Annotated in this window: 15 protein-coding genes; 7 read left to right on the plus strand and 8 right to left on the minus strand. The window is 74.1% G+C overall.

The genetic code is table 11. The features are described from left to right. Nucleotides 1-30: 30 nt before the first annotated feature. On the minus strand, nucleotides 31-264 hold the full coding sequence (locus AB0O07_RS07660) for a hypothetical protein (RefSeq protein ID WP_365628575.1): 234 nt from the start codon (nucleotides 262-264) through the stop codon (nucleotides 31-33). Nucleotides 265-268: 4 nt separating this feature from the next. Next, entirely contained in the window at nucleotides 269-1126 is an 858-nt protein-coding gene (locus tag AB0O07_RS07665; RefSeq protein ID WP_365628577.1) for a TetR/AcrR family transcriptional regulator, read from the minus strand. Nucleotides 1127-1396: 270 nt separating this feature from the next. Between AB0O07_RS07665 and AB0O07_RS07670 the strand changes: the two genes are divergently transcribed. Then, nucleotides 1397-2707, plus strand: a complete 1311-nt coding sequence (locus AB0O07_RS07670; RefSeq protein WP_365628580.1) for a DUF2252 domain-containing protein — start codon at nucleotides 1397-1399, stop codon at nucleotides 2705-2707. On the opposite strand, the gene AB0O07_RS07675 is transcribed toward AB0O07_RS07670, so the two are convergent. Beyond that, nucleotides 2704-3585 carry a ketose-bisphosphate aldolase gene (locus AB0O07_RS07675; protein ID WP_365628583.1) on the minus strand — a complete coding sequence of 294 codons (882 nt, stop codon included), beginning with the start codon at nucleotides 3583-3585 and terminating at the stop codon, nucleotides 2704-2706. The genes AB0O07_RS07670 and AB0O07_RS07675 overlap by 4 nt on opposite strands. 194 nt (nucleotides 3586-3779) lie before the next feature. Next, nucleotides 3780-4550: a DUF4118 domain-containing protein gene (locus AB0O07_RS07680; RefSeq protein WP_365628586.1), complete on the minus strand. Its 771-nt coding sequence runs from the start codon at nucleotides 4548-4550 to the stop codon at nucleotides 3780-3782. A gap of 163 nt (nucleotides 4551-4713) precedes the next feature. On the opposite strand from AB0O07_RS07680, the gene AB0O07_RS07685 reads away from it, so the two are divergent. From AB0O07_RS07685 to AB0O07_RS07695, 3 genes are all read left to right on the plus strand, one after another. Next, on the plus strand, nucleotides 4714-5964 hold the full coding sequence (locus AB0O07_RS07685; RefSeq protein ID WP_365628589.1) for an aromatic acid exporter family protein: 1251 nt from the start codon (nucleotides 4714-4716) through the stop codon (nucleotides 5962-5964). A gap of 390 nt (nucleotides 5965-6354) precedes the next feature. Continuing rightward, the gene (locus AB0O07_RS07690) at nucleotides 6355-7029 is read left to right on the plus strand and encodes an LPXTG cell wall anchor domain-containing protein (protein ID WP_365628592.1); all 675 of its coding nucleotides are present in this window, start codon (nucleotides 6355-6357) and stop codon (nucleotides 7027-7029) included. A 360-nt stretch (nucleotides 7030-7389) separates the two neighbouring features. Beyond that, nucleotides 7390-8445 (plus strand): PHP domain-containing protein, encoded by a 1056-nt coding sequence (locus tag AB0O07_RS07695; RefSeq protein ID WP_365628595.1) that lies wholly within the window; start codon nucleotides 7390-7392, stop codon nucleotides 8443-8445. A gap of 45 nt (nucleotides 8446-8490) precedes the next feature. On the opposite strand, the gene AB0O07_RS07700 is transcribed toward AB0O07_RS07695, so the two are convergent. Together AB0O07_RS07700 and AB0O07_RS07705 are read right to left on the minus strand one after the other, a co-directional pair. After that, nucleotides 8491-8748: a DUF4190 domain-containing protein gene (locus tag AB0O07_RS07700; protein ID WP_365628598.1), complete on the minus strand. Its 258-nt coding sequence runs from the start codon at nucleotides 8746-8748 to the stop codon at nucleotides 8491-8493. After that, complete coding sequence (locus AB0O07_RS07705) at nucleotides 8748-8906, minus strand: hypothetical protein (RefSeq protein WP_365628601.1); 159 nt, start codon at nucleotides 8904-8906, stop codon at nucleotides 8748-8750. Before AB0O07_RS07705 ends, AB0O07_RS07700 begins: the two co-directional genes overlap by 1 nt. 116 nt (nucleotides 8907-9022) lie before the next feature. On the opposite strand from AB0O07_RS07705, the gene AB0O07_RS07710 reads away from it, so the two are divergent. After that, entirely contained in the window at nucleotides 9023-9655 is a 633-nt protein-coding gene (locus AB0O07_RS07710; RefSeq protein WP_365628603.1) for a TetR/AcrR family transcriptional regulator, read from the plus strand. Between the two features lie 7 nt (nucleotides 9656-9662). Here the strand turns inward: AB0O07_RS07710 and AB0O07_RS07715 are convergent, their stop codons facing one another. Continuing rightward, nucleotides 9663-10751 (minus strand): NAD(+)/NADH kinase, encoded by a 1089-nt coding sequence (locus AB0O07_RS07715; RefSeq protein WP_365628606.1) that lies wholly within the window; start codon nucleotides 10749-10751, stop codon nucleotides 9663-9665. Between the two features lie 361 nt (nucleotides 10752-11112). Here AB0O07_RS07715 and AB0O07_RS07720 point away from each other — a divergent pair, with 361 nt between their 5' ends. Beyond that, nucleotides 11113-12003, plus strand: coding sequence for a PRC and DUF2382 domain-containing protein (locus AB0O07_RS07720; RefSeq protein WP_365628609.1), 891 nt, complete (start codon nucleotides 11113-11115; stop codon nucleotides 12001-12003). Nucleotides 12004-12112: 109 nt separating this feature from the next. On the opposite strand, the gene AB0O07_RS07725 is transcribed toward AB0O07_RS07720, so the two are convergent. Then, on the minus strand, nucleotides 12113-12751 hold the full coding sequence (locus AB0O07_RS07725) for a hypothetical protein (RefSeq protein ID WP_365628612.1): 639 nt from the start codon (nucleotides 12749-12751) through the stop codon (nucleotides 12113-12115). Nucleotides 12752-13254: 503 nt separating this feature from the next. Here AB0O07_RS07725 and AB0O07_RS07730 point away from each other — a divergent pair. Continuing rightward, a complete protein-coding gene (locus tag AB0O07_RS07730; protein ID WP_365628615.1) occupies nucleotides 13255-13842 on the plus strand; it encodes a TMEM165/GDT1 family protein in 588 nt (195 codons plus the stop codon). The last annotated feature ends 69 nt before the right edge of the window (nucleotides 13843-13911 follow it).

Raw genomic sequence — 13911 nt, forward strand, 5'->3', positions numbered from 1 at the left:
GTGACCAGGCTATCCGCCCGGGAGCGGGGGTCAGTCCCGGGCGGCGCGGCGGCGGGCCCGGTCCAGGGCCGCCTGCGCCTGCTCCCGGCCGAGGACCGCGGCGAACTCGGTACGGGCGATCTCCAGGACCGTGTCGGCGTCGGCCGGGGTCCGCGGGTGGTCGCGCAGGGCGATGTCCGCGGCGGCCTGGGCGAGCAGGTCGTCGTCGGGGGACGCCCCGGGCTGGGACATGGTGTGGAGCACTTGGTGCCAGAGTCCGGGCATCGCGTCAGTTCCCTTCGTCCGTGGGGTGGTCGTCGTCCGTGGGATGGTCGTCGTCCGTGAAGTGGCCGTCGTCCGTGAAGTGGTCGTCGTCCGGGGGACGGTCGTCGTCCGTGGGGTGGTCGGTGCGGATGCCCAGCGCGGCGAGGACGTGGTGGACGAGTTCGTCGGCGAGCAGTTCCCGGGGGAAGGCGGTGGGGTCGCGGGACCAGTGGGCGACCAGTTCGTTGATGGCCCCGATGAGCGCCACGATGGCGAGGGTGTGGTCGCGGGGCGCGGCCTCGCCCCGCTCGGCGGCGCGCTCCGCCTCCCCGCTGAGGAAGTCGGACCAGAGGCTGCGCCAGAGCAGCCGGTGTTCCTCGACGGCCCGGCCCGCGCCGGTGAGTTCGGCGAAGGCGATCCGGGTGGCGGCGGGGTGCGCGGTGACGGCGTCCAGGTAGGCGCGGGTGAGGGCGGTGATCCGGGCCCGTGCGCCGGCGCCCTCCATGGCGGGGTCGCTGAGCACGGTCAGCGCGGCCTCCATCCCGGCCCGCGCGACATCGTTGTGCAGGGCGATCAGCAGCGCCTCGCGCCCCTCGAACTCCTCGTAGAAGGCGCGCACCGGGACCTGGGCAGTGGCGCAGATCCGTTCGATGGAGGTGGCGGGGTAGCCGTGGGCGGTGAAGAGTTCGGTGGCCGTCGTCAGCAACCGCTCCCTGCGGGCCGCCCGGAGGTCCTGGCCCGCGCACTCCCGGCCGGTGCGCTCCTGGCCCCCGCACTCCTGGACCGTACGGCCGTGGTCCACGCACTCCTGGTCGGCGGGGGTCTCACGGGCTCCGGCGGGGGCGGCCGACGGCGGCTCAGCGGAACTCCGGCTCCGATCCATCCGACCTCCCCGAACCGCCCCGGGAACCTGTGGTGTTGTCCCGGTGAAGGGCGCTCGTCGCAGCATGCCACGCACCCTGGGCCGACACGCCACGTTCCTCGAATGCGCGCGCATCCGCAAAAATGTCCAACGGGACGCCCGGATTCCGGGTAGGGCGCGCGCTCACTCCAATGCCCCGCGCACCGGGCCGCCGGGACGGCGGGGCGGGATGCTCGGAGCACCGGCCGCGCCGCGCCACGGCACCGCGCCACCACGGCGAGAGGGGACATCATGGTCACTCCGCCCGAGCGGGCCGCGCGGGGCAGGGCGGCCCGCAAGCAGGCGTCCCGGTCCTCGCACGGGCTGTGGATCCCGGCCGCCGACCGGCTCGACCCGCTCGTGGTGCTGGCGCGTCAGGCGGCGCACCGGCTCCCCGAGCTGGCGCCGCTGCGGTACGAGCGGATGGCCGTCTCCCCGCTGGCGTATCTGCGCGGCGCCGCCGCCGTGATGGCCGCCGACCTCGCCCACCAGCCGCGTACGGGGCTGACGGTGCAGCTCTGCGGGGACGCGCACCTGCTGAACTTCGGGGTGTTCGACGCGCAGGGGCAGGCCCTGCTCTTCGATCTCCACGACTTCGACGAGACCCTGCCGGGCCCCTTCGAGTGGGATGTGAAGCGGCTCGCCGCCAGTGTCGCGGTGGCCGTCGCCGACCGGGGCGGCACGGCGACGGAGGCCCGGGAGGCGGCGCGGGGCGCGGCCGGTTCGTACCGTACGACGATGCGGTGGCTCGCCCACCTCGGGGAGCTGGACGTCTGGTACGCCGTGACCGGCACCGCCGAGCTGACGGCGCTCGCCGGGGACGGGCTGGCGCGGGCGCTGCGCGAGGCGGGGCCCCGGGCGGTGGAGCGGCTGACCGACCTGGCGCAGGGGCGGCGCCGGATCCGCCATCAGCCGCCGCTGGTCGAGCCGGTGGGGCCGCTGGACATGGCGCTGCTGCGGCGGATCTTCATCGGCTACCGCGCCGCGCTCCCGGAGGAGCGCCGGGTGCTGCTCGACCGGTTCCGCCTGGTGGACGTGGCCCGCAAGGTGGTCGGTGTCGGCAGTGTCGGGGTCCGGTGCTTCGTCGTCCTGCTGGAGGGGCGGGACGCGGCGGACCCGCTGCTGCTCCAGCTCAAGGAGGCCGGGCGGTCGGCGCTCGAACCCCATGTCCAGCAGAGCGGATACGTGCACCAGGGCCACCGGGTGGTGGCCGGGCAGCGGCTGCTCCAGGCGGCGGGCGACATCTTCCTCGGCTGGGTCAGCGGGCCCGAGGGGCGGCACTTCTACTGGCGGCGGCTGCGGGACACGAAGGGGGGCGCGGTCGTCGCGGAGCTGTCGCCCGCGCTGCTGCGGGAGTACGCGGTGCTCTGCGGGCGGGCCCTGGCGCTGGCGCACGCCCGCTCGGGGGACCGGATCGCCATCGCCGCCTACCTCGGCGGCTCGGAGGTCTTCGACCGGGCGGTGGCGGCGTTCGCGCTGCGGTACGCCGTGCGGAACCGGGCGGACCACGCCGCGCTGGTCAGGGCGCTCGCGGCCCACCGGCTCCCGGCGGGCGCGCGCTAGTCCGTGCCGTCCGGACGGGGGCCGTTGGGACCGGGGCCGTCCGGGCCGGGCCGGAGGATCCCGAGCAGCCGGGTCACCTCGGTGGCGACCGCGTGCCGTCCCGCCCCGAGGTACTTCCGGGGGTCGACGACGGCGGGGTGGGCGGCGAGGTGGTCGCGTACGGCGGTGGTGAAGGCGTTGTTGAGGTGGGTCGATATGTTGATTTTCGTCATGCCGTGCCGGACCGCCTCGGTGAGACCGTCGTCGGAGACCCCCGAGGAGCCGTGGAGCACCAGGGGGACGGGAACGGCCTCGCGGAGCGCCGCGATGAGCGCGTGGTCGAGTGCGGCGTCGCGGGTGAGCATGGCGTGCGAGGTGCCCACCGCGACGGCGAGGGCGTCGACGCCGGTGGCGGCAGTGTAGGCGGCGGCCTCGGCGGGGTCGGTCCGTACGCCGGGGGCGTGGACCCCGTCCTTGCCGCCGACCTCGCCGAGTTCGGCCTCCACCCACACGCCCGCGTCATGGCAGCGGGCGACGACCTCGGCGGTGGCCTTGACGTTCTCGGCGTAGCCGAGGGTGGAGGCGTCGAACATGACCGAGTGCACCCCCAGGTGCAGGGCCTCCTCGACGAGGGCGGGCTCGGTGACATGGTCGAGATGGACGGAGACCGCCGTCCCGGCCCGCTCCCCGGCGGCGAGCGCGGCCCGGGCGAGCGGTGCGAGGGCGCCGTGGTAGCGCACCGCGTTCTCACTGATCTGGAGGATGACCGGGGCCCCCGCGGCCTCGGCCCCGGCGATGATCGCCTCGGCGTGCTCCAGTTGGATGACGTTGAAGGCGGCGGCGGCGTGGCCGGCCGCCACCGCGGCCGCGACGGTCTCTCCGGTGCCGATGAGGGGCATGACGTCCTTTCAGGGACGGGTGCGGCGCGGGGACCTCGCGCCGTGGGGACGGGGCGCCGGGTGACGGGCATACGGGCCCGGCCGGTACGGATACGGTACGGGGCGCTCGCCCGCCCCGGGCCGGGTGTCCGGGCCCGGAGTGCGCGAGCGCCGGGGCGACGCCCGGGGCGTGGCGCCCGGGGTGTGCGGCGGCGTCAGGTGTCCGGGGTCGGGCCCGTGGTGTCCAGGGCGGCGCCGGCGTCGGCGGCCAGGGTGACGGCGACCTGGCGGATGCGGAGGTCGGGGACGAGGCCCGGGGTGGGGCGGAGCATGAAGCGGCCCTGGTAGTGGCCGCCCGCCAGGGCGCGGAGTTCGATCTCGCCCTCCGGCCAGCCGCGCCGTTCCAGGTCCCAGGGCTCGCGGTCCACGACGACCGTGCCGTCCTGCTCCAGCCGCGCGGGGTGGCCGAGCAGGGTCCCGTACTCGAAGCGGCATCCCCGCAGCCGCAGGATGTCGACGAGTTGCCCGCCGACCTGGTCGACCACGGCGGCGGGGGAGGCGCTGGTGCGGGTGAGCCGGGCGGTGTCGTGGATCCGGGCGAGGAGCCCGGCGTCGACCACCGTCGTGATCAGCAGCCGCCGGGCCCGTACGGCGATCTGGGAGACGGCGAGCCCCACCGCCAGCAGCAGCACCGCCGTGGTCACATCGCCCGCCCGGGTGACGCTGAGGCGGTCGAACGGCCGGGTGAGGAAGAAGGCGAACCAGAGCGCGGAGAAGAGCGCGGCGAGCGCGCCGGCGACCCGGTTGCCGAGGGCGGCGACCGCGACGACGACCACGACGAGGATCAGCGCGAGATTCGCGCCCGCCAGGGTCGTGCGCAGCGGCACCAGGATCCCCGCGGTCGCCAGGGGCGCCAGCACGGCGGCGGCCAGCGCGACCCGGTCCCGTACCGGGAGGCCGTCATGCCACGGGAATCGCCTGGTCACCGCCGCACCCTCCGCTCCGGGGCCGTCGACCTGTCCGGGGAGGGCCGCGCCCGGTGGCCCTCCTCTCCAGGGTGCGCCCCGGGGCGCGCCGCCGCTCCCCCAGCCGGACCATCCGTCCCGCCGGGCGGGGGTCGACTCCGGTGCGGGTGGGAAGGAAGGGGGCGTGCGTGAAGCCAGAGTTCTGCTGGGTGTTCCGGTGGCGGAGTGGGTGAAGTGGGGGCGGGAGCCCGTCGTCACCCAGACGCTCCGGTCGACCGCCGCCGCGACGATCGCCTATGTGGTCGCGCTGCGGCTGAGCAGCGAGCCCTCGCCGCTCACCGCGCCGCTGACCGCGCTCCTCGTCGTCCAGGTGACCCTCTACTCGACGCTGACCACCGGTATCCGCCGGGTGAACGCCGTGGTCGCCGGGGTGCTGGTGGCCAGCGCGTTCAGTGTGCTGGTCGGGCTGACCTGGTGGAGCCTGGGGCTGATCATCCTCGCCTCGCTGGTGGTGGGGCGGCTGGTCCGGGTGAGCGAGTTCGTGCCCGAGGTGGCGATCAGCGCCATGCTGGTGCTCGGGGTGCCCCGGGTGGCGTCGACCGCGTGGGACCGGGTGCTGGAGACGCTGATCGGCGCGGCGGTGGGGATGGCCTTCAACTTCCTGCTGGCGCCGCCGGTCTGGGTGGCGACGGCCGGCGAGTCGGTGGAGGGGCTGGCCCGCCGGATGCGCCAGTTGCTGCTGGGCGTCGGGGAGGGGCTGACGGACTCCGTGCCGGTGGAGCGCGCCGCCTCCCGGCTCCACGAGGCGCGCCGGCTCGACCACGACATCACCGAGGTGGACGCGGCGCTGCGGCAGGCGGAGGACAGCCTCCGGCTCAATCCCCGGGTGAAGGAAGGGCTGTTGCACCGGGTGGTGCTGCGGACGGGGCTGGACACCCTGGAGATCTGCACGGTGGTGCTGCGGGTGCTGGCCAGGACCCTCACCGACCTCGCCAAGGAGCGGGAGCGCCGGGCGCTCTTCCCGCCGGAGGTGGGGGCCGCGCTCCAGGATCTGCTGGGCCGGGTCGCGGACGCGGTGGTGAGCTTCGCCGTCATGGTGACCACCGATGTCAGCCGGAGCGCGGAGACCGCGGAGGCGCGGCTCGCGGAGGATCTGGACGGGGCGCGGGCGAGCCGGGAGCGGCTGGCCGCGCTGCTGCTGGAGCAGGTACGGGCCGACCCCGCCCAGTGGCAGTTGTACGGCGCCCTGCTGGCCGAACTCGACCGGATCCTGGACGAACTGCACCTGGAGCACCGCTCCCGGCGGCTGATGGAGGAGTTGGACAAGGCCTCCCGGGAGCAGCGCGAACGCCACCCCCGGCTGACGGCGCTCAGCCGGCGGGCCCGGCGCGCCTTCGCCCGGCGCGGCCCCGGGGAGAAGGACGGCCGCCGATGAGGCGCGGTCCGGGCGGAATTCACCGGTTTCCGGCCCAACGGAAAACTCCCGGCCGTTTATTGACGGAATATTTACCTCTGCCTCGGTGTGGAGTCATGAAGGGGTGCGGGTAAGCGCTTGTCCGTCGGGTTCACACCCCCGTAATGACGGGTGAAAGCAGTGATGACGCCATGATCGGCCCATCCTTCCGGTTTATGATCACGCGCCCCGCCCGCCCCCTTCCGCCCCTCCCCCGGCGGGCCTTCCGGACCGTCCCTGCCCCGTCCGCGCAGGTCCAGGGGGCGGGCGGAGAGGGTGAGTTGGGTGGGGCGGTTGTCGGCTTCCGCGCCGATGGCGGTACTGTGCGCGCGCGCCGTCATCGTGGGCGGCGCGGTTATAGCGGAGGATTTTGTGACCCAATTCAGCAGATCGTGGCGGCGCCGCAGCGCCTTCATAGCGGTCGCGGCGACCGGTGCCCTGGCGGTCGGCCTGTCCGCGGCCCCCGCGTTCGCGCACACGCCGACCTGGTCGGTCTCGTGCGACGAGGTGAGCCTGAACCTGACCGCGTACGGCAACAGCGACAAGAACACCGTGACGGTCACCGTGGACGGCAAGGACCTGCTGCCCACGGAGAACTTCCGGAACAACTTCAGCAAGAAGCTCGACCTGCCCGAGCACAGCAGCGAGCTGGCGGTGCGTCTCGTCGTCAAGGCCGCCGACGGTGAGCGGTTCGACAAGGACGAGACCAAGACCGCCCCCGTCTGCCCGGGCCAGGAGAAGCCGACCCCGCCCGCGGAGACCCCGCCGGCCGAGGAGACGCCCGAGCCGACCCCCTCGGAGACCGCTCCGGAGGCGACGCCCAGCGAGGACACCCCGTCCGCCGAGGAGTCGACCCCGGCGGAGGAGACGAGCACCTCGCCCGCCGCGGTGCCCTCGTCGCAGCCGAGCCCGAACGGTGACGACCTCGCCGAGACCGGTGCGTCCAGCTCCACCCCGCTGATCGCCGGTGCCGCCGGTGTGGTGCTGGTGGCGGGCGCGGGCATCATGTGGGCCTCGCGCAAGCGTCGCTCCGCCGCCCAGGGCTGACACGCGTTCGGCCGTACCGGCCGTAGTACCCGTACCACCCGCACCACCGCACCATCCGCATGACCAGCATGACCCGCCGTCCTGACCGGGGTGCCCGTCACGGGCCCTCCTTGCTCCCGCCGCCCAGCCGGGCGGCGTGCCGCGTCGCCGCACCGACCCACGGTGCGCGCGAAGCTCCGGTCGGGACCGGCCCCGGAGCCGCGCGTACGGGATACGCCCTGCGGCCCGGGTGAGGCCCCGTACCGTCCCAGGACGGTGCGGGGTCTCATCGCGTTCCGGGGCGGTACCGGCGGGAGATGCGGCACAGGTCCGCCGCGCCGACAATGGGGCGGAAGGCCCGGTGGCGAGACGGGGGCATCCATGGATCCGGTGGACGTGCTGGAGCGGACCGCGTTCCTGCTGGAGCGGGCGCGGGCGGACACCTACCGGGTCAAGGCGTTCCGTACCGCCGCCGAGACCGTGGCGGCGATGGACCCCGAGGAGGTCGTACGGCGCGCCCGGGCGGGCACCCTGGACCGGGTGCGCGGCCTGGGCCCCCGCACCTCCCAGGTGGTACGGGAGGCGGCGGAGGGCACCGTACCCGCCTATCTGGAGCGGCTGGAGCGGGAGGCGGCGGCGCCCCTCGCGACCGGCGGGGAGGTGCTGCGGGCGGCGCTGCGCGGCGACTGCCATCTGCACTCCGACTGGTCGGACGGGGGCAGCCCGATCGAGGTGATGGGGCGTACGGCGGCGGCGCTGGGCCATGAGTGGGCGGTGCTCACCGACCACTCCCCCGGTCTCCGGGTGGCGAACGGTCTCTCGGCCGGGCGGCTGCGCGAACAGCTCGCGGTGATCGCGGAACTGAACGCCCGGTGGGCGCCGTTCCGGCTGCTGACCGGCATCGAGTGCGACATCCTGCCGGACGGCTCGCTCGACCAGGACCCCGGCCTGCTCGACGAGCTCGATGTGGTGGTGGCCTCGGTCCACTCGAAGCTGCGGATGGACGCCGCGGCGATGACCCGGCGGATGGTCGCCGCCGTCCAGGATCCCCGTGTCGACATCCTGGGCCACTGCACCGGACGCCTGCTCATCGGCCGTACGCGGCGGGACCGGGAGCCGGGCGGCAGCCGGCCCGAGTCGCGGTTCGACGCGGAGGCGGTCTTCGCGGCGTGCGCCGGGACCGGTACGGCGGTGGAGATCAACAGCCGCCCGGAGCGGCTCGACCCGCCGAGGCGGCTGCTCCGTGAGGCGGTGGCGGCCGGGGTGTTCTTCGCGATCGACACCGACGCGCACGCGCCGGGCCAGTTGGACTGGCAGCCGCTGGGGTGCGCGCGGGCCGAGGAGTGCGGTGTCCCGGTGGAGCGGGTCGTCAACACATGGCCGGCGGAGGGGGTACGGGAGTGGACCAGGACCCGGCGCGCCCCGGCCCCGGGGTGACGCGGACCGGGACGGCCGGGGTCACGGGGGCACGGAGCCGCCCGCTCAGCCCGCGAGCCCACAGGAGACCGTGCCGTCGACGCCGACGGCCACCGCGAGGACGACGAGGTCGGCGACGCCGAGGAGGAGCCCGAGCACGGCCCGGCCCCGGCGGCCGGTGGACCGGGCGAGGGCGAGCGCCGCCAGGACGACGGCGAGGGGCCCGAGGACGATGTTGAGCACGAGCAGGCCGAGCAGCCCCAGGACGAACGAGGCGACCGCCATGTCGTCGGCGGCGGACTCCCGTGTCCCTACGGCCGCCATCAGTTCCGCCGCCCTCGGGCGCGCACTTCACGGGCGGTGAAGAGGGACAGCCAGATGGCGATGAAGGCGGCGCCGGCCAGGGTGACGGGGAGCGGGGTGTGGGCGACCGTGCCGAGCACCACCCCCATCACGAGAAGGGCCGCGACGAGAAAGACCATGGATGCCTCCTGACAGGGGCGGGCGGGCACGGCGGAGCGGGGTTGCGAGAACACTTGTGCACTGACTGCTCAGTCTAGGCTTCCGCCTGCCGGAGAACAGTTGTTTACTGAATGGCATGAGTCACACCCCGGGTCTCCGCCAGGCCCAGAAACAGAGGACCCGTCAGGCGCTGCTCGACGCCGCGCTGCTGCTGCTGGAGGAGCAGAGCCTCAGCAGCCTCGGGCTCCGCGAGGTGACCCGGGCGGCGGGGGTCGCCCCGACCGCCTTCTACCGGCACTTCCGGGACCCGGCCGGTCTCGGGGTGGCCCTGGTCGAGCAGGCGCTCGGCAGCCTGCACGCGACGGTCGGCGCGATCCTGACCGGGACGGCCGGCGACGAGGAGCGGATCGACCGGATCGTCGGGCTGATGGCCGGTTATGTACGGGCCGAACCGGCGCATGTCCGGTTCATCGCCCGGGAGCGGCACGGCGGGGTACGCCCGGTGCGCGAGGCCATCGACGCCCAACTGCGCGGTTTCGCCGCGGAGGTGGCCGCCGTGCTCGCGGCGGAGCCCGCGTCGGCCGGCTGGAGCCAGGAGGACCTGCGGATGCTGGCGGAGCTCTACACCGACCAGATCGTGATGACGGCCTCCGCCTTCCTCTACGCGGCGCAGGACGCCCCGGCGGCCGAGGCGGAGGCGCGGGTGGCGTCGGCGGCGCGGCGGCGGCTGCGGCTGATCGCGCTCGGCCGCCGCCACTGGCTCGACTGACCGCCCGTCAGCGGCGCGGCCCGGTCCGCTCCTCCGGGGGCGCCTCCGGGAGGGGCGGGAAGCGCAGATGGGCCAGGTCGTCCGGGACCGGGGTGTCCGGGCGGAAGAGCGGGGCCGCCTGGCCGTCGGCGGCGGTGGCGGGCGCGTCGGTGAGATGGAACCGCTCGCGCAGCCGGGTGTAGAAGTCGATGGGCCCCAGCCGGACCAGGCGCAGCCGGTACGTGGCCCCGTACACCCCGACCCAGTCCCCCGGCTCCAGCGCCCCGCGCAGCTGGCCGTCGATGGAGACCGCGACCTCCCCGGAGTGCGGCAGGATCCGCAGCGCGACCGGCTCGTCGGGGGCGGCGACGACCGTACGGTCGAAGGTCATGTGCGGGGCCACCGGGGTGAAGACCACGGCGTCCATGTGCGGGGAGAGCACGGGCCCGCCGGCCGCGAAGCTGTAGGCGGTGGAGCCGGTCGGGGTGGCGACGATGACCGCGTCGGCGGAGTACGAGGCGAGGAGCCGGCCCGCGATGTACACCCCGAGGGCGACCTGCCGGTCCCTGGCCAGCTTCTCCAGCACGATGTCGTTGAGGGCGATGATGTCCAGCGGGACGCCCCACCCCTCCCCGGTGGCCCCGGCCCGTACATGGGGCGGCGGCAGCGAGGGGCCCCGGCCGTGCCGGAGCAGCGCCTCGACCTCCGAGGGCATCTCCAGCGGGCGCGAGGCGCGCATGGTGAGCGTCATGCGCCGCTCGACGACGGCCCGGTCGTGGTGGACGGCGTCCAGCGCCTCGGTGACATGCGCGGCGGGCACCTCGGTCAGGAAGCCGACGCGGCCGAGGTCGACGCCGAGGACGGCGGCGTCGCTCCGGGCGGCGATCCGGGCGCCGCGCAGAAAGGTGCCGTCGCCGCCGAGGGTGACCACGAGGTCGGGGTTGCCGGCGGCGGAGGCCTCCTCCTGGTCGTCATGGCGCGGCTCGTGGTCCCGCCAGACGTCGATCTCCGTACAGGGCACGCCGTGCGCCTCGCCCCAGGCGTGGACGGTACGGGCCGCGTCCAGCGCCGCCCGACGGCCCTGGTGGACCACGAGACCGATCCGTTCCACCGCCATGGGCCCGCTCTCTCCGTACATCCGCTCCGGCCGCAGCTCCGGCCCGTCGGCCGCCGCTCTCCAGGATGCCGGAGGAACCGGGGTAATGCCGGATGAACCGGGCGGTGGGCTCCCATCCGGACGCACCCGGCGGGGACCAGCCGACGCCGTCTTACATTCACCCGAATGGCCCAATTCGGGAAGGGGTGGCCGCCCCCGGGGAACGCCGTCCGGACAGGGCGGCGGGCGGCGGAGCCCCCGGCCCGCCGGACTCCCCGGGTTGCCGAAGGGCCGGTGCGGATGCGCGATGGTGTCGTGCGCGCCTGGCCGTGAGGGGCCTGATCCCACAGACGCGCTTCCCCCAGGCGAGGAGTGATCACTGATGTCAGCCGAAGGCGTGTTCAACAACCCGAGCAGTCTGAACGGCAGGAGCGTGTACGACAGGGACGGCGACAAGATCGGCAACGTCGGCCAGGTCTACGTCGGCGACCGCACGGGCCGCCCGGAGTGGGTCACCGTCAGGACCGGCCTCTTCGGGATGAAGGAGAGCCTCGTACCGCTCACCGGAGCCCGGCGCGCCGGTGAGGACATCCATGTCCCGTACGCCAAGGACACGGTCAAGGAGGCGCCGCGCCTCGAAGCCGACGAGCACCTGGACCCCGGCCAGGAGAAGCAGCTCTACCAGCACTACGGGCTCACCGCGGCGGGCGGTATCGGCACCGCGGCGCCCATGGGCCGGTCGGCCCAGGCCCGTACCGGCGCCGGTATGGGCGCCGAGTCGACGATGTCCACCGGCCGGATGGCGGAGGGGGCCCGGGGACCGGCCATGGCCGGGACGCGCGGCGCCGACCTGGGCGCCATGGGCAAGCACGGCGAGGAGCTCATCCGCTCCGAGGAGGAGCTGCACGTCACCACGGAGGAGCGCGAGGTGGGCCACGCGCGGCTGCGCAAGGTCGTCGTGACGGAGAACGTCACCACCTCCGTGCCGCTCAGCCACGAGGAGGTGCGGGTGGTCCACGAGGCGATCTCGCCGGAGGACCGCGCCTCGATCCGGGGGACCCGGATCGGCGAGGCCCAGACGGAGGTGACCCTCCACGCCGACCAGCCGCTGATCAGCAAGGAGTCGATCCCGGTCGAGCGGGTCAGGATGGAGACGGAGAAGGTCACCGAGGAGCGCGAGGTCTCGGCCGAGGTCCGCAAGGAGCAGATCGAGTACGAGACCGACCAGGACGAGCGGGGCTTCCGGGGCGGCAAGCGCGGCCCCGGCCGGTGACCCGGTCCCGTCCGCACCACCCCGGTCCCGGCTGATCGGTGCCGGAAAACCGCGAGCCCCCGTTCACCGCGTACGCGGTGGGCGGGGGCTGCCGTGGCGGGACCGGATATCACCCGGTGGCGGTGGGCTCGGCGCTCATCTCACCGCTCGGGCTCGCGCTCTCCCCGGGGCTCTTGGTGGAGCTCGGGGAGGCGCTGCCGCTCGGCGGCGGGGTGGTGACCGGCTTGCCCTCCGGGTCGATGACGTACCACTTGGCACCGAACTCGGTCTTGTCCTGGCCGTGGGTCTCGCCCGGGTTGTGGTCGAGCTTGTTGGTGTAGAGCGGGTGACCGTCGTAGGTGACCTGCTTCAGATTGTCGGTACGGGTGATGGTGGACAGCAGGTCCTGCTTGACGCCCCCGCTGCCGGCCTTGGGCTCGTTGTCGTCCGTGACCGTCAGGGGACGCCAGGTCTTCACGCACTCGTCGAGGCAGGTGGACTCCTTGTCCTTGTCCGCCTCGAAGACGTACAGCGTCCGTTCCTCGCCGTTGACGAGGATCTTCCCGTACGGCGCCACGTCCCTCGCGGAGACCTTGGCGAGGCCCATGGAGCCGGTCGGGGACGGGGACATCTCCCCGGACATCGACGCGGAGGCCGCCGCCTCCGCGGGTGCCTCTTCCGTCGCGTTGCTGCCGGAGCATCCGGCGAGAGCGGCGGCGCAGAGTACGGCCGCGGCCATCGCGGCGACCGACCTGGTGTTGCACTTCATGTAGAGACTCCTCGGATCAGGCCGCCTTCACGGGCAGCACGGCGCCCGCCCGATCGCGACCGCATGCGCCCACTACACGGCAGCCCGTCGGCTCGGGCCATCCGACAGACCCGACCGGACACCCGGTTGCCGCACGGTTCACACGGACGCCGTACGGTTCGCGGGTGACGGCGGCGCCCGTACGCGTGACTCTCCGTGAGCCCAGCGCCCCGGTCGGGGCCCGCCCCGGTAGCACTCCCACGGGTCCGGGGCGCGCCACCGGTGGGGTACTGTGGGGGCAGCGAAGGGGAGTAGCCCCGCGAACCGGTCGTCGACACACTGGAACCCCCGGGTTCCCGGTGGCCGGGCCCGCCGAATCAGGCGGGCGGGCGAGACCTTCGGTCAGGCACTGACAGGCCCGCGTCCCGTGGGCCGCACCGTCGTGCCGGGCCGAGTGGTCCTCCTGGCACCGTCACGGTGCGTCGCGAAGATCCGGGCCCGGCCCCCAGAGAAAGCCACCCGGAATGTCTCTCGATCCCCTGGCGGTCCTCACCGCCTTCGGTCTGATCTTCCTCGCGGAGCTCCCCGACAAGACCATGTTCGCGTCCCTCGCCATGGGGACCCGGATGCGTCCGCTCTATGTGTGGTTCGGCACCTCGACCGCGTTCATCGTGCATGTCGCCATCGCCATCGGGGCGGGCAGCCTCATCGGGCTGCTGCCCGGCTGGACCGTCAAACTCGTCTCGGCGCTGCTCTTCGGCTTCGGCGCGTACATGCTGCTGCGGCCCGGCGGGGGCGACGACGCCGAGGAGGAGACGGAGACCAGGACCGTGACCGGGTTCTGGCCGGTCTACTCGACCGCCTTCATGGCCGTCTTCATCAGCGAGTGGGGCGATCTCACCCAGATCACCACGGCCAACCTCGCCGCGAGCAACGGCACCTGGTCGACCGCGATCGGCTCGGCGGCGGCGCTGATGTCGGTCTCCGCGCTGGCCCTGCTGGCGGGCCGGTTCATCGCCACCCGGGTCCCGCTGAAGACGGTGCAGCGCATCGGCGGGCTCTGCATGCTCGGGCTCGCGATCTGGTCGGTGGCCGAGATCTTCGTGGGCTGACGCCGCGGACGGAAACACAGGGGCAGGGCGGCCGGTACGTGTTGTACCGGCCGCCCTGCCCCTTCTCTC

The sequence above is a fragment of the Streptomyces sp. NPDC093085 genome (assembly GCF_040683935.1).
Lineage (GTDB): Bacteria > Actinomycetota > Actinomycetes > Streptomycetales > Streptomycetaceae > Streptomyces.

What these genes read in the sequence shown, in the direction of transcription:
- AB0O07_RS07710 (WP_365628603.1), top strand. Translation starts at nt 9,023, where the DNA reads ATGAGTCACACCCCGGGTCTCCGCCAGGCCCAGAAACAGAGGACCCGT.
- AB0O07_RS07675 (WP_365628583.1), bottom strand. Translation starts at nt 3,585, where the DNA reads ATGCCCCTCATCGGCACCGGAGAGACCGTCGCGGCCGCGGTGGCGGCC.
- AB0O07_RS07660 (WP_365628575.1), bottom strand. Translation starts at nt 264, where the DNA reads ATGCCCGGACTCTGGCACCAAGTGCTCCACACCATGTCCCAGCCCGGG.
- AB0O07_RS07670 (WP_365628580.1), top strand. Translation starts at nt 1,397, where the DNA reads ATGGTCACTCCGCCCGAGCGGGCCGCGCGGGGCAGGGCGGCCCGCAAG.
- AB0O07_RS07730 (WP_365628615.1), top strand. Translation starts at nt 13,255, where the DNA reads ATGTCTCTCGATCCCCTGGCGGTCCTCACCGCCTTCGGTCTGATCTTC.
- AB0O07_RS07725 (WP_365628612.1), bottom strand. Translation starts at nt 12,751, where the DNA reads ATGAAGTGCAACACCAGGTCGGTCGCCGCGATGGCCGCGGCCGTACTC.
- AB0O07_RS07695 (WP_365628595.1), top strand. Translation starts at nt 7,390, where the DNA reads ATGGATCCGGTGGACGTGCTGGAGCGGACCGCGTTCCTGCTGGAGCGG.
- AB0O07_RS07715 (WP_365628606.1), bottom strand. Translation starts at nt 10,751, where the DNA reads ATGGCGGTGGAACGGATCGGTCTCGTGGTCCACCAGGGCCGTCGGGCG.
- AB0O07_RS07705 (WP_365628601.1), bottom strand. Translation starts at nt 8,906, where the DNA reads ATGGTCTTTCTCGTCGCGGCCCTTCTCGTGATGGGGGTGGTGCTCGGC.
- AB0O07_RS07665 (WP_365628577.1), bottom strand. Translation starts at nt 1,126, where the DNA reads ATGGATCGGAGCCGGAGTTCCGCTGAGCCGCCGTCGGCCGCCCCCGCC.
- AB0O07_RS07720 (WP_365628609.1), top strand. Translation starts at nt 11,113, where the DNA reads ATGTCAGCCGAAGGCGTGTTCAACAACCCGAGCAGTCTGAACGGCAGG.
- AB0O07_RS07700 (WP_365628598.1), bottom strand. Translation starts at nt 8,748, where the DNA reads ATGGCGGCCGTAGGGACACGGGAGTCCGCCGCCGACGACATGGCGGTC.